Below are 15,772 nucleotides of genomic sequence, written 5' to 3'. Positions count from 1 at the left end.
CGGCGCGAGCGGCTCAGCTCGGGTGGTCGACCGCCTCGTCGATGCCTTGAGCGAGGGTGTTCCAGGCGAGGGTGGCGCACTTGATGCGAACGGGAAACTTCACCACTCCTCGCAGCGCCTCGAGATCACCGAGCTTCACGTCGGGAACCTCGGCCGGCTCGCCCTCGCTCTCGCCGTCACCCTCGAGGCTCGACTCGTGGATGGACATCATGGCCTTGAAGGCCTTGGTGAGGTCTCGCACCTCGTCGACGGTCTTGCCCTTCACCGCGGAGGACATCATCGACGCCGAGGACTGGCTGATCGAGCACCCCTGCCCGGAGATGCGGATGTCGTCGATGCGGCCCTGGTCGTCGATATCGAGGTACACGACGATCTCGTCACCGCACAGCGGGTTGAAGCCCTCCACCCGGTGAGCGGGGGGCACCGGCAGCTCACCGCGATTCCGGGGGTTGCGGTAGTGATCGAGGATGATCTCCCGGTAGAGGTCTTCGAGCCCAGGCATCGTGGCGATCCTAGAGGGAGAAGAAGTCCGCGGTGTCGGCCAGGGCGTCGGCCAGGGTGTCGACGTCGGTCTCGTCGTTGTAGACGTACAGCGACGCCCGGGCGGTGGCGCCCACACCGAGCACCTTCATGAGCACTTTGGCGCAGTGATGGCCGGCGCGTACGCACACCCCGTGCTGGTCGAGCACCTGGGAGATGTCGTGGGGGTGCACGTCACGCAGCGCCAGCGACAGCACGCCACCGCGAGCGTCGAGGGCGGCCGGTCCGTGGATGGTCAACTGGTCGCCGAACCGCTCCGTGAGGGTGTCGATCGCGTACCCGGTGAGCTCGCGTTCGTGGGCCCGGACGGCGTCCATGCCCAACCCTTCCAGGTAGTCGATCGCGGCTGCGAGCCCGATGGCCTCCGCGATGGGCGGGGTGCCCGCTTCGAACTTCCAGGGGATCTCGTTGGGGGTCCACCCGTCTTTTCGGACGTCACGGATCATCTCGCCGCCGCCGAGGAACGCCGGCATGGCCTCGAGCAGCTCCGCCCTGGCCCACAGCACCCCGATGCCGGAGGGGCCGAGCATCTTGTGCCCGGTGAAGCCGAGGAAGTCGGCGCCGAGCTCGGTGACGTCGGTGGGGAGATGGGGCACGTACTGGGCCGCGTCCACCAGGCAGAGGGCCCCCGCCGCGTGGGCCGCGTCGGCGAGCTGGCGCACCGGCGTCAGGGTGCCGAGCACGTTGGACATGGCGGTGACGGCGAGTAGCTTCGCCCCGTCGAGCAGCTCGTCGAGCGAGGACACGTCGAGCGTGTAGTCCTCCGCCATGGGGATCCAGCGCAGCTCGATGCCACGCTCTTCCCGCAGCATGAGCCAAGGCACGATGTTGGCGTGGTGCTCGATCTCGGTGAGCACCACCACGTCGCCTTCGGCGAGGTTGGCCCGCCCCCAGCTGTAGGCCACCAGGTTGATCGCCTCGGTGACGTTCTTGGTGAAGACGATCTCGCGCTCGGACGGCGCCTTCACGAAGCGGGCGGCGTTGCGCCGGGCCGATTCGTAGCGTTCGGTGGTCTCGGCTCCGAGCTCGTAGACGCCGCGGTGCACGTTGGCGTAGGTGTGCTCGTAGAGCTCGTCCATGGCGTCGAGCACGCTCTGGGGCTTCTGCGAGGAGGACGCCGAGTCGAGGTAGACGATGGGCCGGCCGTGCATCTCCGCCTTGGTGAGCAGCGGGAAGTCGCGCTTGACGACCGCCGGGTCGATCGGGGTGGTCATCGCCATGCGTCGTATCCCTCGGCCTCGAGGCGTTCGGCCAGCTCGGGGCCGCCGCTGTCGACGATACGGCCGTCGATGAGGATGTGCACCCGGTCGGGGCGCAGCTCGGTGAGCAGCCGCTGGTAGTGCGTGATGGCCAGCACCCCGAGCTGCGGCCGAGCCTTGCGCACCTCCTCGACCCCGTTGGCGACCACCCGCAGCGCGTCGATGTCCAGCCCCGAGTCGGTCTCGTCGAGGATCGCCACCTCGGGCTCGAGGATGGCCATCTGGAGGATCTCGTTGCGCTTCTTCTCCCCGCCGGAGAAGCCCTCGTTGAGGTAGCGGTCGGCGAAGGACGGGTCCATGCCCAGGCGGCCCATCCACTCCATGATGGCCAGTCGCAACTCCAGCATCGACAGGTCGATCCCCTTGCGGGCCGACAGGGCCTGGCGCAGGAAGTTGAGTACCGAGACCCCTGGGATCTCCTGGGGGTACTGGAAGGCGAGGAACACCCCGGCCTTGCCGCGCACATCGGGGCTCCAGGCGGTGATGTCGTCGCCCTTGAACAGGATCCGGCCCCGGGTGACTTCGTACTCCGGGCTGCCGAGCAACACCGAGGCCAGGGTGGACTTCCCCGACCCGTTCGGCCCCATCAGGGCGTGGACCTCCCCGGCGCCGACCGTGAGCTCGACGCCCTTGAGGATCTCCGGCTGGTCGTCCCCGTCGTGGGTCGCGGCGGGTCGCGCGTGGAGGTCCTCGATGCGCAGCAGCGGCTCGCTCATGCCCTGAAGTCTATTAGCACTACGCCGATAGTGGAAATGTGCTCCCGCTCATGGGGAGGGGGACCGCGGCGGTCGCCTGCGGTGAGGAGCGGGTCTTCCCACTGGGTCAGAATGCCCCGGGAGGAGGTGGTGTCGTGCGGGTCACCGCGAAGGTCGATTACGCCGTGCGCGCCGGCGTGCTGCTGGCGCAGGCTGCGGCGCGTGGCGAGGGTCCGGTCAAGGGTGACCGGCTCGCCGAGGAGCAGGGGTTGCCCCTCAAGTACCTGGAGAACATCCTGGCCGAGCTGCGCCAGGCCGGTATCGTGCGCAGCCAGCGGGGGGCCGAGGGGGGGTACTGGCTGGGCAGGCCGGCCGAGGAGGTCAGCGTGGCCGACGTGATCCGTGCCGTCGAGGGCCCGCTGGCCAACGTGCGCGGCGAGCGACCGGACGACCTCGCGTACCCGGACGGCGTCGGGGCCTTGCGGGAGGTGTGGATCGCCACCCGGGCCGCGCTGCGGTCGGTGCTTGAGGCGGTGAGCCTGGCCGATGTCGCCCGCGGGAACCTGCCCGGCAGCGTGCGTGCCCTGCTCGACGACCCGGAGGCGTGGGAGCCGCACTGAGCGGGCCGCGGGCCCGCCCCGCGCCCTGTTCATCAGACCGGCTCTCACCAGCCCGGCGCTACCAGCCCCGGTCGATCCACTCCTGCAGGTGGGGCCGCTCGGCGCCGATGGTGGTGTCGTCGCCGTGCCCGGGCAGCACGAGGGTCTCCGCCGGCAGGGTGAACAGGCGGGTGTCGATGGAGCGGATGATGGTCTCGAAGTCCCCACCCGGGAACTTCGTGGCCCCCGGGCCGCCGGGGAACAGGGTGTCGCCGCTGAACAGCACGGGCGAGCCTTCGAGGAGGAAGCAGATCGAGCCCGGGGTGTGCCCGGGGGTGGCGATGGTGCGGAGCCGCAGCCGCCCCACCTCGATCACCGAGTCGTCCTCGAGCACGAAGTCGTAGGCGTCGAGCATGCTCGCGTCCGCGGCGGTGACCCCCACGTCGTAGCCCGCGTCGCGCACCGCCGGCACCGCTTGGATGTGGTCCCAGTGGCCGTGGGTCTCGAGCACCCGACGCACGTCGAGGCGCTGACAGAGTTCCAGCAGCCGCTCGTGCTCGTTGGCGGCGTCGATGAGCAGGGACTGGCCGGTGTCACGGCAGCGCACCACGAACACGTTGTTGTCAAGCGGGCCAACCACCAGCTTGTGGATCTCGGCCTGCTCGTCCTGGTAGTGCAGCGTGCCCACCCGGCCAGGCTAACCCCGGCCCTCGCCCGGCGGTCCTTGCCGCCGGGGCCCTGCCGGAGCGGCCCCCCGCCGGGCCGGAGTGGTTCTTGACCGTGCGGTCTAGTAAGAATGGTGGCCTTGCCAGCACCGGACCGTCCCGGCCGGTACACCCGATCCGAGGGGGCCAGACCCAGTGAACTTCGCCTTCAGTGAGGAGCAGGAAGAGCTTCGCACCATCGTCCGCCAGTTCCTCGAGGCCAAGTCGCCCGAGTCCGCGGTGCGGGAGCAGATGGAAACCGAGCGGGGCTTCGACGACGCCGTCTGGAAGCAGATGGCCGAACAGCTCGGCCTGCAGAGCCTCATCGTGCCCGAGGAGTTCGGCGGGCAGGGCTTCGGCTACGTCGAGCTGATCGTGGTGCTGGAGGAGATGGGCCGCTACCTGCTGTGCGCGCCGTACTTCTCGACCGTGGTGCTCGCCGCCAACACGCTGATCCACTCGGGTGACGACGCCGCCAAGGCCGACTACCTGCCGGGCATCGCGTCGGGGGAGACCATCGCCACCCTGGCCTTCACCGAGCCCAACGGCCGCTGGGACGAGTCCGGCATCGAGGCGACGGCCACCGAGGAGGGCGGCACCTGGAAGCTGAGCGGCACCAAGAGCTTCGTGCTCGACGGGCACACCGCGAACCTCATCCTGGTCGCGGCCCGCACCGGCAAGGGCGTGAGCCTCTTCGCCGTCGACGGTGACGCAGCCGGCCTCACCCGCACCCCGCTGGCCACCATGGATCAGACCCGCAAGCAGGCGAAGCTCGAGCTCGACGGGGTCGAGGGCCGCCTGATCGGCGAGGAAGGCAAGGGCTGGGACGTACTCTCGACGGTGCTGGACCTCGCGGCCGTGGCCCTCGCCGCGGAGCAGGTCGGCGGCGCGCAGCGCTGCCTCGACATGGCGGTGGAGTACGCCAAGGTGCGGGTGCAGTTCGGGCGCCCCATCGGCTCCTTCCAGGCCATCAAGCACAAGTGCGCCGACATGCTCCTCGAGGTGGAGTCGGCGAAGTCGGCGGCGTACTACGCCGGCTGGTGCGCCTCGGAGATGAACGACGAGCTGCCCTCGGTGGCCAGCCTGGCGAAGGCCTACTGCTCGGACGCCTACTTCCACGCCGCCGCAGAGAACATCCAGATCCACGGCGGCATCGGCTTCACCTGGGAGCATCCCGCCCACCTGTACTTCAAGCGGGCCAAGAGCTCCGAGCTGCTCTTCGGCGACCCCACCTACCACCGCGAGCTGCTCGCCCAACGCATCGGAATCTGAGCCGGCGGCCCTCGCCGGGCGTGATGGTGAAGGACCGTCGGGACGCGCGGGCTCGCTCGTAAGCTGGCCGCGTGATCGCCGTGTTCGTCGTGATCGCCGTGATCGTGGTGGTGGCCATCGCCCTGGTCGCCGTCGGCACGGTCACCGGGCGGCTGGCCGGTGAGCCGCCGACCTCGGTGTTCCACCTCGACGAGGCGGTGCACTACGTCGCCGATCGGCTGCAGGAGGACCTCACCGCTCGGCTGAGCTACGACGACGTCCGGGCGGTCATCGGCTGGCACCTCGACTACCTTCAAGCCAAGGGGGTCGCGGGGGTGAGCGACCACGACCTGGCCGCCGCGCCGGCCGGGCCGATCGTCACCGCGGACGACGAGGCGGTGGCGTACGTGCTCGGCCGTGCCGAAGGCTCCGGGCTGGAGCTCGACGACGTGGACGTGGTCGAGGTGCTCGAGGCCGAGGTCGCCTACCTGCGGGCCATCGGGGCCATCGGCCCCGAGGTCCCGGGCGGGGTCGACCCGGGATCCTGAGCCGGAATCCCTCCACCGCGGCGAGTTCGCCATCTCCTATCCTGGCAGGCACCAGAGAAAGGAGGTGGTCCAGCAGATGAGTGACAGTTCACATGGGACCCTGGAGGTGGCTGGCCGCTGAGCGGCTCGCTGGACCACTTGGTGGAATCCAACCAGTCCACCGCCAGATCGACGGCCGGGGCCTCGTCCCTCCCGGTACCGAAACGTCGATCCGGTTCCTTCCAGCATTCCGCGTGAGAGGGGGAGGCCTCTGGGCCTCCCCCTCCGCTGTTCCTGGGCGGTCTGCGGGCACCGCGCCCCCGGCGTCGTATGCTCCCGGCATGCAGCGTCCAACCAAGTTCGAGGAGCATCGCTGGGTCGGCGACAAGCGCACCCAGATCGTCTACGACCTCGACAACCTCGACGACGAGTCGATCATCGAGGAGCTGATGGCGGCCGAGACCTACATCTGCTTCGGGCCCGACACGCTGGCGGAGGCTCGCAACCGCGGCTACCGCCCGTACAAGGGCGACGGCAGCGGCCGCGGCGTCGACGGTGATGGGGAGGCTGCGTGACGGGCCGCTCGACCTGCCGCGGTCGCCATCCTCGCGGCTGACCCGCCGAGGCCGTGGAGAAGCTCTTCGAGAGCGGAGGGCTCGGCATCGCGGGCCACTTGGCCCTGCCGCGCATCGCTCCCGGCACCTCGGTGCCGGGCCTGGTGATCAGCCACGGTTTCCCCCACCTGAGAGGAGGTGGGCGGATCTCCGCTCAGTCGTTCCCCGAGCTCGCCGATCGGATCGCCACCGAGCTGGGCTGGGTGGTGCTGGTGTTCACCTTCCGGGGCTGCGGCGACTCCGACGGCGACTTCTCGCTCGGTGGGTGGCTCGAGGACCTGCTCGCCGCGGCTCGCTGGTTGCGTGGGGTCGAGGGGGTCCGGGACGTGTGGGCGTGCGGCTTCGGTACCGGCGGTGCCCTGGCGCTGTGCGCCGCGGCGCGGGATCCGGGCATCCGTGGGGTGGCCGCGATCGCCGCACCGGCGGACTTCGACGACTGGGCCGGCAACCCGCGCCGGCTGCTCCAGCACGCACGGGAGGTGGGGATCATCCACCGCGCCAGTTTCCCCCCGGCATTCGACGTGTGGGCCCGGGAGCTGCGCGACATCCGAGGCGTGTCCTGCGCCGCTCAGGTGGCACCCCGGCCGGTGCTGGTGCTGCACGGCTCCGATGACGACGTCGTGCCGGTCTTCGACGCCCGGGTCGTCGCCGACGCCCACGGCGACGCGGACCTGCGCATCATCGAAGGGGGGCCGCACCACTTGCGCCATGATCCGCGAGCGATCGCCGTGCTGCTCGGTTGGCTCGACCGGCAGCGGGCGCAGGCCTCCGCCCGGGTCTGAACCGGCCAGCGGCGATCAGTCGGCTTTGCCCTTGCCCTGGGCCTTCATCGCCTGCTTGTACTCCCGCACCCGCCGGAGAGCCTGCGGGCCGTCGATGTCGGCGACCGACCGGGGGGTGCCGTCGGAGAAGGGCGCCGCGGCTTCCTCCCAACCCTTCGGCTTCTTGCCGAAGCGCTTCGCCAGGATGGCCATGAAGATCTTGGCCTTCTCGTCGCCGTAGCCGGGCAGCTCGCGCAGCCGCCGGTACAGCTCGTCGCCGGTGCGCACCCCCCGCCACACCGCCCCCGCGTCGCCCCCGTAGTGGTCGACGATGAACTGGCAGAGGGCTTGTGTGCGCTTGGCCATCGCCGCCGGGTAGCGGTGCAGCGCGGGTTTCTGCTTGAACCGCCCCTCCAGCGCGGCGGGGTCCATCGCCGCGATGGTGGCCGCGTCAAGGGAGCCGCCGAGCCGCTGGCGTAGCGTCCAAGGTCCCTTGAACGCCCACTCCATGGGCACCTGCTGGTCGAGGAGCATGCCGATCAGCAGCGCCAAGGGCTCGGAGGCCAGGAGCGCGTCGGCATCGGGGTCACCGGTCACGGGCAGGGTCTTGGCGGGCATGCCGAGAGGGTAGCGACCGTGGGTGGATGCCAGGCGGGTGCGGCGGGCCCGGCGTGCGTCAGCGGGTACGGGGATCGGGGAGGTCGGGATCGACGCCCAGGCGGTCGATGGCTTTCGCTGCGACGGAGGGATCGACGGCACCGTCGCGAGCCATCGCGCCGAGCACCGCCACTTCGACGTGGGCGGCGTCGGTCTCGAAGAACCGGCGTAGCGCCTGGCGGGTGTCGCTGCGCCCGAAGCCGTCGGTACCGAGCGGTACGAACGTGCGGCCGGCAGGGATGAAGCGGGCGATCTGGTCGGGGACGGCCTTCATGAAGTCGGTGACCGCGACGATGGGGCCGGTGCTCGCGGCCAGGCGTTCGGTCACCAGTGGCGTCCTGGGCGGCTCGGTGGGATGGAGCCGGTTCCAGCGCTCGATCGAGAGCGCCTCCTCCCGCAGCCGCTTCCACGACGTGACGCTCCACAGCTCGGCGCCGATGCCGTGCTGCTCGGCGAGTTGGGCCTGCGCTTCGCGGGCGGCGAGGTGCGCGGTGCCCGAGAACAGGATCGTCGCCGCCGGTTCGGTGCCGTCGGGTGCGCCCGTGAAGCGGTAGATCCCCGAGCAGATGTCCTCGTCGCTCACCGCCTCCGGCTGGGGTGGCATCTCGTAGTTCTCGTTGTAGAGGGTGAGGTAGTAGAAGATCGCCTCGCCGGTGCCGCCCGGACCGCCGTACATGCGGTGCAGCCCGTCCCGGATGATGGCTGCCATCTCGTAGGCGAACGCGGGGTCGTAGGCCTGGCAGGTGGGCACGGTGGACGCCAGCACGTGGCTGTGTCCGTCCTGGTGCTGGAGACCCTCGCCGAGCAGCGTGGTGCGCCCTGCGGTGGCCCCCAGGAGGAACCCTTTGGCCTGCGCGTCCGCGGCAGCCCAGATCAGGTCGCCCACCCGCTGGAAGCCGAACATCGAGTAGAAGATGAAGAAGGGCACCATCGGCACCCCGCGGGTCGCATAGGCGGTACCCGCAGCGGTGAAGCTCGCCATCGAACCCGCTTCGGTGATCCCCTCCTCCAGGATCTGGCCCCGCTGGTCCTCGGAGTACGACAGCAGCAGCTTGGCGTCGACCGGTTCGTAGAGCTGGCCCTGCGCGGCGTAGATCTTGAGCTCTCGGAACAGCGCGTCCATCCCGAAGGTGCGGGCCTCGTCGGGGATGATGGGCACCACCCGGGGCCCGAAGTGCTCGGTTCGAGCCAGGTTCCGGATCAGACGGGTGAAGGCCATCGTGGTTGACACCTGCTGCCCTCCCGACCCGGCCGCGAGCTCCGTGAACGCGCTGTCCGGTGGGAGCTCGAGCGGTCGGCGGATCGTCACCATCCGAGCTGGCAGCGGCCCGTCGAGCGCCCGACGCCGCTCCATCAGGTAGGTGTGCTCGATGGAGCCTTCCGGTGGGCGGTAGTAGGGCGGGCGATCGCCGTCGAGCGCGTCGTCGGGGATGACGTCGTCGAGCCGGAGCCGGTCGCGCAGCTCACGGAGCTGCTCGGTGGTCATCTTCTTGATCTGGTGGGTGGCGTTGCGGCCCTCGACCTCGGAGCCGAGCGCCCATCCCTTCACCGTCTTGGCCAGGATCACCGTCGGCGCGCCCCGCTGCTCGGTGGCCGCCTTGTACGCCGCGTAGAGCTTGCGGTAGTCGTGCCCGCCCCGGGGCAGGGCACGCAGCTCGTCGTCGCTCAGGTGCTCCACCATCTGGCGCAGCCGGGGGTCGGGGCCGAAGAAGTGCTCGCGTATGTGCGCGCCGTCGCTCACCGCGTAGCGCTGGAAGTCGCCGTCGACGGTGGTGTTCATCTTGTGCAGCAGCAAGCCGTCGGTGTCGCGCTCGAGCAACTCGTCCCAGGCGGTGCCCCAGATGACCTTGATGACGTTCCAACCCGACCCGCGGAACACCGCCTCGAGCTCCTGGATGATCTTGCCGTTGCCCCGCACCGGCCCGTCGAGGCGCTGCAGGTTGCAGTTGACCACCCAGATCAGGTTGTCGAGACGCTCCCGCCCGGCGAGCGAGATCGAGCCCAGCGTCTCGGGCTCGTCGCACTCGCCGTCACCGAGGAAGCACCACACCCTCGACTCGCTGGTGTCGTCGATCTGGCGGTGCTGGAGGTAGCGGTTGAACCGGGCGTGGTAGATGGAGTTGATCGGCCCGAGTCCCATCGACACGGTCGGGAACTCCCAGAAGTCGGGCATCAACCAGGGGTGGGGGTACGAGGAGAGGCCGGGGCCCTCACCGGAGAGTTCGCGGCGGAAGTTCTCGAGGTGGGCCTCGTCGAGTCGCCCCTCGAGGTACGCCCGCGCGTAGACTCCGGGAGCGGCATGGCCCTGGAAGTAGACGTGGTCGCCGGGCAGGCCGTCCTCCTTGCCCCGGAAGAACCAGTTGAACCCGACCTCGTACAGCGACGCCGATGAGGCGAAGGTCGACAGGTGGCCACCGATGCCGTCGGCCCGCTTGTTCGCGTAGACGACCATGACAGCCGCGTTCCAGCGGATGAACGCCCGGATGCGCTTCTCGAGGGCTTCGTCGCCAGGGAACCAGGGCTGCTCGGCGGTGGGGATGGTGTTGACGTACGGGGTGTTGACCTCCGCCGGGGTGCCGATCTGGCGCTCGCGGGCTCGTTCGGTGAGCTTGGAGACCAGGTAGCGGGCCCGGGTCTTGCCCTTGGCGTCGATCACCGCGTCGAGGGACTCGAGCCACTCCTGCGTCTCGCCGGGGTCGGTGTCGGGGAGCTGATGGACGAACTGGTCGATGATCATCACCACCGATGATGCCCGCTCGGCGCTGGTTACCGGCCGGTAGGTCCGCCGGAGGGGTTGGCCGGTCACGTGCGAGGATGCGGGCGTGAGCTCGGAGTGCCGACGATGAGCACCGTCGTGTACACCGACGGCGCGTGCAGCGGGAACCCGGGGCCCGGCGGGTGGGCGTGGGCCGTACCTGCCGGCCCGTACGCGTCCGGCGCGGAGCCGCGGACCACGAACCAACGCATGGAGATCACCGCCGCGCTCGAAGCCGTGCGGGCCAACCCCGGCCGGCTGGAGGTGGTGAGCGACTCCACCTACGTCGTCAACTGCTTCCGCGACCGCTGGTGGGAGGGATGGCTCGAGCGGGGTTGGAAGAACAGCCAGCGCAAGCCGGTCGCCAACCGCGACCTGTGGGAGCCGTTGGTCGAGCTGGTGCGCGCCCGCGGTGACGTCACCTTCCGCTGGGTCAAGGGTCACGGCGGTGACCCGATGAACGAGCTGGTGGACCGCCTGGCGGTCGAAGCCGCGCTCGAGCAGCGGGGGCGGTCCGGTATTGGACCGCCCCCCGAGTTGGGGCCGGCCGACCAGGTGGGGCGACCCCAGCCGGCGGCGCTGGCCGACGCGCCGCTGCCCGGCCATCCCCTTGTGGTGTTCGGTCACCGTCCCCCTGAGCTCGGCGGCTACGGGGACAACCCGGTGGCCGCCGAGGTTCGCCGCAAGCTGGTGGAGATCCTCCGGGCCAAACACGAGCTGTTCGCTGACTTGGTGGTGGTGACGGGGTTGCGGCTCGGGGCCGAGATGCTCGGCGCGCAGGCCGCCCGGGAGGCGGGTGTGCCGTACCTGGTGGTGCTGCCGTACCCGCATCCCGAGAAGGTGTGGCCCGACGAGTCCCAGCACCAGTTCCGTGACCTGCTCGACGACGCCATCGACGTGATCACCCTGGAACGCAAGGAACCACGTTCCAAGCAGCAGGCCGGCGCCGCGCTGGCCCGCCGGGACGCGTGGCTGGCCCGGCACGCGGCCGAAGCGGTGCTGGTGTGGGATCGCCGGGACGAGAGCCTCGGTCGCCTCCACCGCTCGCTCGCCGACCACCTCGGCGACGACGTGTGGATCCTCGAACCACCCGCGCCCGACCCGGAGCCCTGATGCGTCTCGGGATGCGTCTCGCCAGCGACACCGGTGGCACCTTCACCGACCTGGTCACCGACGACGGCCGGGTGCTCAAGGTGCCCTCCACCCCTGACGACCCGGGTCGGGCCGTGCGCCAGGGCATCGCCGCGCTGGCCGCCGGCCCGGTCCACGTGTTGGCGCACGGCACCACCGTTGCCACCAACGCCCTGCTCGAGCGGCGCGGCGCCGTGGTGGCGCTGGTGACCACCGAGGGCCTGGCCGACGTCATCGAGATCGCCCGCCAGGACCGGCCGTCCCTGTACGACCACACGATCGACCGGCCCGCCCCGCTGGTGCCCCGCCCGTTGCGCTTCGAGGTCCGCGAGCGGCTCGACGCGCGCGGCGAGGTGCTGGTGCCCCTCGACCGGTCGTCGCTGCCCTCCGGCGGGCAGCTCGCGGGGGTGGAGGCGATCGCGGTGTGCCTCCTGCACGCGGACCTGCGACCCGACCACGAGCGGGCCGTGGCCGAGGCGCTCGCTGCTCGGGGCTTCGACGTGACCTGCTCGCACGAGATCAGCCCCGAGTTCCGCGAGTACGAGCGAACGGTGACCACTGTGGCCAACGCCTACCTGCGGCCGGTGTGCAGGCGGTACCTGCGAGGCCTCGCCGATGCCGCCGAGCGGGTGGTGGTGATGACTTCGGCCGGTGGGCTGGTGCCCGCGGCGGAGGCCGCCGAGCGCCCGGCGGCGTTGCTGCTGTCGGGACCGGCCGGTGGGGTGGCGGCTGGGGCGGCGGTGGCGGTGGCCAACGGGTACCCCGACGCCGTCACCTTCGACATGGGGGGCACCAGCACCGACGTGTGCCTGGTGCTGGGCGGGCGGCCCGAGCCCGCGGCTGAGCGGCAGGTGGCCGGGCTGCCGGTGCGGCTGCCGTCGCTGGACGTCCACACCATCGGCGCGGGCGGCGGGTCCATCGCCCGCGTCGACCCCGGTGGGGCACTGGTGGTCGGCCCCGAGAGCGCGGGCGCGGTCCCCGGCCCGGCCTGCTACGGGCAAGGCGGCACCGAGCCGACGGTGACCGACGCCAACCTGGTCGCCGGGCGCATCCCCCTCGACGCCTCGTTCCCGGGTTTGGGGACCCTCGACGCCCGCCTGGCCCGCGAGGCGCTCGAGCGGGCGGGTGTCGACGCGGCGGGGGTGCTGGCGGTGGTGAACGCCAACATGGTGCAGGCGTTGCGGAAGGTGTCGGTGGAGCGGGGGGTCGATCCCCGCCGGCTGGCCCTGGTGGCCTTCGGCGGCGCGGGGCCGCTGCACGCCTGCGACCTCGCCGACGCGCTGGGCATGCCGTGCGTGATCGTGCCGGCCCGGGCGGGTGTGCTCTCGGCGGCGGGGATCCTGTGTGCGCCCGAGCAGCGGGACCTGGTGCGCTCGTGGGCGATGCCGGGTGACCACCGTGGGCTGGGGGAGGCCCGGGCGGAGCTGGCGGCGGCGGCGCTGGCCGCGCTGGGCGCGGGTGACGGCGAGGTGGGGGTGGAGGTGGAGACCTGGCTGGACTGCCGCTACGAGGGGCAGAGCCATGAGCTGCGGGTGGCCTCGGTGGAGGGCTTCCACGACGCGCACCGGCGCCACAACGGCTACGCCCGGCCGGGCCACCCGGTGGAGGTCGTGGCCGTGCGGGCCGCCGCCCGGCGGCGGGCGCCAGTGGCCCTCGGGGACCTGCCGCTGGTCGAGCGGGCCGAGGTCGCCGGCCCGGCGGTGGTCGCGGAGCCGGACTGCACGATCTGGGTGCCGGCCGGTTGGCGAGCCGAGCCGGGGGTGGCGGGGGCGTTGGTGCTGCGCCGGGAGCGGGACCGGTGAGCCTCGACCCGGCAGGCTTGCAGATCCTGGTGTCGCGCCTCACGGGGGTGGCCGAGGAGATGGGGGCGGTGCTGCAGCGCGCCGCGTTCAGCCCGAACATCAAGGAACGGGCGGACTGCTCGGCGGCGCTGTTCACCGCGGATGGCGAGCTGCTGGTGCAGGCCGAGCACATCCCCGTGCACCTGGGGTCGATGCCCGCGTCGGTGCGGGTGGCCATCGAGCGCTTCGGGTCGTCGCTGGCGCCGGGCGACCAGGTGATCCTCAACGACCCCTTCGCCGGGGGCACCCACCTCAACGACATCACGCTGGTCGCCCCCTGCTTCGCCGACGGCCGGCTGGTCGGCTGGGCGGCGAACCGGGCGCATCACGCCGACGTCGGTGGCGCCGCGCCGGGCTCGCTGCCGGCGGACGCGGTCGAGGTGTTCGAGGAGGGGCTGCGGATCCCCCCGGTGAAGCTCACCGAGGAGGTGCGCGCGGTGCTGGTGGCGAATTCGCGCACCCCGGCTGAGCGCGACGGGGATCTCCACGCCCAGATCGGGGCCAACGTGGTGGGCGTGGAGCGGCTGCGGTCGTTCGCAGGTGAGCCGTTGGCCGAGGTGCTGGACTACGGCGAGCGGCGGATGCGGGCCGAGCTGGCGTCGCTGCCCGACGGGACGTGGCGCTTCGAGGACGTGGTCGACTCGTTCGGCCCCGCGCCCTACCAGCAGGTCGAGACCCGCATAGCGGTGGCGATGACCGTCGAGGGGGACGAGGTGACCTTCGATTTCACCGGGACCGATCCCCAGCGGCCGGGCAACGTGAACGCGGTGGAGGCGGTCACGGTGAGCTCCGTGACGTTCGCGCTGCGTTGCGCGCTGGACCCCACCCTGCCGAGCAACGGCGGCCTGCTGCGACCGGTGCGGGTGCACGCCCCCGCCGGCACCATCGTGAACGCCCGCCCGCCGGCGGCGGTGGGCGCAGGCAACGTGGAGGTCAGCCAGCGGGTGGCCGACGTGTGCCTCGGTGCGCTGGCCCTCGCTCTGCCCGGCCGGGTGGGGGCGGCGTCGCAGGGGACGATGAACAACGTGCTCATCGGCGGCGCGGGCTGGGTGTACTACGAGACGGTCGGCGGCGGGCAGGGTGGCCGCTCGGTGGGGCGGGGCATGAGCGGGGTGCACACGGCGATGACCAACACCCGAAACACTCCGATCGAGGCGCTGGAGCGGGCGTTTCCGCTGCGGGTTCTTCGGCAACGGCTGCGGCGGGGGAGTGGTGGCGCGGGGTCCGCGCCCGGTGGAGAGGGGATCGAGCGGGACCTGCAGGTGCTCGAGGACGCGACCCTGTCGCTGATCACCGAGCGGCGGGTGTCCCAGCCGTGGGGCTTGGCCGGCGGCGAGCCCGGGGCGGTGGGGGAGAACTGGCTGCTCCCCGGCGGCGACGAGAGCCGGGCCGAGCGTCTGCCCGACAAGTGCACGATCCATCTCGAGGCCGGCGACGTGCTGCGGATGCTCACTCCCGGTGGCGGCGGGTGGGGAGCACCCGTCTCTCCATGATGCCGAGCACCCCGCTCCGACCCCGTTCCAACCCCGCTCTGTTCATGGTGGCGCGGCCCATGGCCGCGGATCGGTGAACAGAACGGTGGAGCAGTGAGCGGCGGGGTCCGGTCAGGGCGGTTTGGCTCCGGTCGCGAGGGCTTGCGTAGGCTCGCCGGCCATGGACATCAACGGGATCTCCGCAATCGTGACCGGCGGGGCCTCGGGCATCGGCGAGGCCTGCGCCCGCCAGCTCACGGCCCGGGGGGCGAAGGTCGTCATCGCCGACCTTCAGGACGACAAGGGCAACGCGCTGGCTTCGGAGCTGGGCGGCGCCTTCGCACACGTCGACGTCACCAACACCGACGAAGTGATCGCCGCGGTCGAGCTGGCCAAGGAGATGGGCCCGCTGCGGGCGCTGGTGAACTCCGCCGGCATCGGGTGGGCCACCCGCACCATCGGCAAGGACGGCCGCTACGAATCCGCCCACGACCTCGAGGTGTTCCGCAAGGTCGTGGAGGTCAACCTGATCGGCACCTTCAACTGCATCCGCCTGGCGGCCACCGCCATGAGCCAGACCGAACCGCTCGACAGCGGCGAGCGGGGCGCCATCGTGAACATCTCCTCGGTGGCGGCCTTCGACGGCCAGATCGGCCAGGCCTCCTACTCGGCCTCCAAGGGCGGCGTCGTCGGTATGACCCTCCCCGTGGCCCGCGACCTCTCCGCCGTGGGCATCCGGGTGAACACGGTGGCGCCTGGCCTCATCGACACCCCGATCTACGGCCAGGGCGAGGCGTCCGAAGCGTTCAAGGCCAACCTCGAGAAGGGCGTGCTGTTCCCCAAGCGGCTCGGCACCCCCGACGAGCTGGCCAGCATGGTGCTCGAGCTCATCGGCAACAGCTACATGAACGCCGAGACCATCCGCGTCGACGGCGGCATCCGCATGCAGCCCAAGTGAGCCGGCGG

Annotated in this window: 15 protein-coding genes; 9 read left to right on the top strand and 6 right to left on the bottom strand. The window is 71.3% G+C overall.

What is annotated here, in order from left to right:
- Window positions 1–13: 13 nt before the first annotated feature.
- From sufU to sufC, 3 genes are read right to left on the bottom strand one after another with little or no spacing between them, the layout of a single operon-like run.
- Complete coding sequence (sufU, locus tag HZF19_RS11650; RefSeq protein WP_208028957.1) at window positions 14–502, bottom strand: Fe-S cluster assembly sulfur transfer protein SufU; 489 nt, start codon at window positions 500–502, stop codon at window positions 14–16.
- A 10-nt stretch (window positions 503–512) separates the two neighbouring features.
- Window positions 513–1,754, bottom strand: a complete 1,242-nt coding sequence (locus tag HZF19_RS11645; RefSeq protein ID WP_208028956.1) for an aminotransferase class V-fold PLP-dependent enzyme — start codon at window positions 1,752–1,754, stop codon at window positions 513–515.
- The gene (gene sufC / locus HZF19_RS11640; protein ID WP_208028955.1) at window positions 1,751–2,515 is read right to left on the bottom strand and encodes a Fe-S cluster assembly ATPase SufC; all 765 of its coding nucleotides are present in this window, start codon (window positions 2,513–2,515) and stop codon (window positions 1,751–1,753) included. The genes HZF19_RS11645 and sufC overlap by 4 nt, the downstream gene beginning before the upstream one ends.
- 134 nt (window positions 2,516–2,649) lie before the next feature.
- Between sufC and HZF19_RS11635 the strand changes: the two genes are divergently transcribed.
- Window positions 2,650–3,114 (top strand): RrF2 family transcriptional regulator, encoded by a 465-nt coding sequence (locus tag HZF19_RS11635; protein ID WP_208028954.1) that lies wholly within the window; start codon window positions 2,650–2,652, stop codon window positions 3,112–3,114.
- Between the two features lie 58 nt (window positions 3,115–3,172).
- Here the strand turns inward: HZF19_RS11635 and HZF19_RS11630 are convergent, their stop codons facing one another.
- Window positions 3,173–3,781 carry an MBL fold metallo-hydrolase gene (locus tag HZF19_RS11630; RefSeq protein ID WP_208028953.1) on the bottom strand — a complete coding sequence of 203 codons (609 nt, stop codon included), beginning with the start codon at window positions 3,779–3,781 and terminating at the stop codon, window positions 3,173–3,175.
- A 172-nt stretch (window positions 3,782–3,953) separates the two neighbouring features.
- Between HZF19_RS11630 and HZF19_RS17170 the strand changes: the two genes are divergently transcribed.
- From HZF19_RS17170 to HZF19_RS11610, 4 genes are all read left to right on the top strand, one after another.
- The gene (locus HZF19_RS17170; RefSeq protein WP_208028952.1) at window positions 3,954–5,069 is read left to right on the top strand and encodes an acyl-CoA dehydrogenase family protein; all 1,116 of its coding nucleotides are present in this window, start codon (window positions 3,954–3,956) and stop codon (window positions 5,067–5,069) included.
- Window positions 5,070–5,140: 71 nt separating this feature from the next.
- Window positions 5,141–5,596: a hypothetical protein gene (locus HZF19_RS11620; protein WP_208028951.1), complete on the top strand. Its 456-nt coding sequence runs from the start codon at window positions 5,141–5,143 to the stop codon at window positions 5,594–5,596.
- A gap of 320 nt (window positions 5,597–5,916) precedes the next feature.
- Complete coding sequence (locus tag HZF19_RS11615) at window positions 5,917–6,150, top strand: hypothetical protein (RefSeq protein WP_208028950.1); 234 nt, start codon at window positions 5,917–5,919, stop codon at window positions 6,148–6,150.
- Between the two features lie 53 nt (window positions 6,151–6,203).
- The gene (locus HZF19_RS11610; RefSeq protein WP_208028949.1) at window positions 6,204–6,971 is read left to right on the top strand and encodes an alpha/beta hydrolase; all 768 of its coding nucleotides are present in this window, start codon (window positions 6,204–6,206) and stop codon (window positions 6,969–6,971) included.
- Between the two features lie 15 nt (window positions 6,972–6,986).
- Here the strand turns inward: HZF19_RS11610 and HZF19_RS11605 are convergent, their stop codons facing one another.
- Window positions 6,987–7,568, bottom strand: a complete 582-nt coding sequence (locus HZF19_RS11605; protein ID WP_208028948.1) for an HhH-GPD-type base excision DNA repair protein — start codon at window positions 7,566–7,568, stop codon at window positions 6,987–6,989.
- A gap of 58 nt (window positions 7,569–7,626) precedes the next feature.
- The gene (gene aceE / locus HZF19_RS11600) at window positions 7,627–10,344 is read right to left on the bottom strand and encodes a pyruvate dehydrogenase (acetyl-transferring), homodimeric type (RefSeq protein ID WP_208029007.1); all 2,718 of its coding nucleotides are present in this window, start codon (window positions 10,342–10,344) and stop codon (window positions 7,627–7,629) included.
- A gap of 105 nt (window positions 10,345–10,449) precedes the next feature.
- Between aceE and HZF19_RS11595 the strand changes: the two genes are divergently transcribed.
- The 4 genes from HZF19_RS11595 (at window position 10,450) to HZF19_RS11580 (ending at window position 15,764) form a co-directional block, all read left to right on the top strand.
- Entirely contained in the window at window positions 10,450–11,475 is a 1,026-nt protein-coding gene (locus HZF19_RS11595) for an SLOG family protein (RefSeq protein ID WP_208028947.1), read from the top strand.
- Complete coding sequence (locus HZF19_RS11590; protein WP_208028946.1) at window positions 11,475–13,295, top strand: hydantoinase/oxoprolinase family protein; 1,821 nt, start codon at window positions 11,475–11,477, stop codon at window positions 13,293–13,295. The genes HZF19_RS11595 and HZF19_RS11590 overlap by 1 nt, the downstream gene beginning before the upstream one ends.
- Window positions 13,292–14,827, top strand: a complete 1,536-nt coding sequence (locus HZF19_RS11585) for a hydantoinase B/oxoprolinase family protein (protein WP_208028945.1) — start codon at window positions 13,292–13,294, stop codon at window positions 14,825–14,827. The genes HZF19_RS11590 and HZF19_RS11585 overlap by 4 nt, the downstream gene beginning before the upstream one ends.
- Before the next feature lie 160 nt (window positions 14,828–14,987).
- Entirely contained in the window at window positions 14,988–15,764 is a 777-nt protein-coding gene (locus HZF19_RS11580; RefSeq protein ID WP_208028944.1) for an SDR family NAD(P)-dependent oxidoreductase, read from the top strand.
- Window positions 15,765–15,772: the final 8 nt, after the last annotated feature.

The organism is Rhabdothermincola sediminis, assembly GCF_014805525.1.
In the GTDB taxonomy this organism is placed as follows: domain Bacteria; phylum Actinomycetota; class Acidimicrobiia; order Acidimicrobiales; family Acidimicrobilacustridaceae; genus Rhabdothermincola; species Rhabdothermincola sediminis.
This window is presented reverse-complemented; position numbering and strand designations above follow the sequence as displayed.

Bases quoted from the DNA above. Each gene is read 5' to 3' on its own strand.
- sufU (WP_208028957.1), bottom strand. From the start codon at position 502: ATGCCTGGGCTCGAAGACCTCTACCGGGAGATCATCCTCGATCACTAC.
- HZF19_RS11645 (WP_208028956.1), bottom strand. From the start codon at position 1,754: ATGACCACCCCGATCGACCCGGCGGTCGTCAAGCGCGACTTCCCGCTG.
- sufC (WP_208028955.1), bottom strand. From the start codon at position 2,515: ATGAGCGAGCCGCTGCTGCGCATCGAGGACCTCCACGCGCGACCCGCC.
- HZF19_RS11615 (WP_208028950.1), top strand. From the start codon at position 5,917: ATGCAGCGTCCAACCAAGTTCGAGGAGCATCGCTGGGTCGGCGACAAG.
- HZF19_RS11605 (WP_208028948.1), bottom strand. From the start codon at position 7,568: ATGCCCGCCAAGACCCTGCCCGTGACCGGTGACCCCGATGCCGACGCG.
- aceE (WP_208029007.1), bottom strand. From the start codon at position 10,344: ATGATCATCGACCAGTTCGTCCATCAGCTCCCCGACACCGACCCCGGC.
- HZF19_RS11595 (WP_208028947.1), top strand. From the start codon at position 10,450: ATGAGCACCGTCGTGTACACCGACGGCGCGTGCAGCGGGAACCCGGGG.
- HZF19_RS11590 (WP_208028946.1), top strand. From the start codon at position 11,475: ATGCGTCTCGGGATGCGTCTCGCCAGCGACACCGGTGGCACCTTCACC.
- HZF19_RS11580 (WP_208028944.1), top strand. From the start codon at position 14,988: ATGGACATCAACGGGATCTCCGCAATCGTGACCGGCGGGGCCTCGGGC.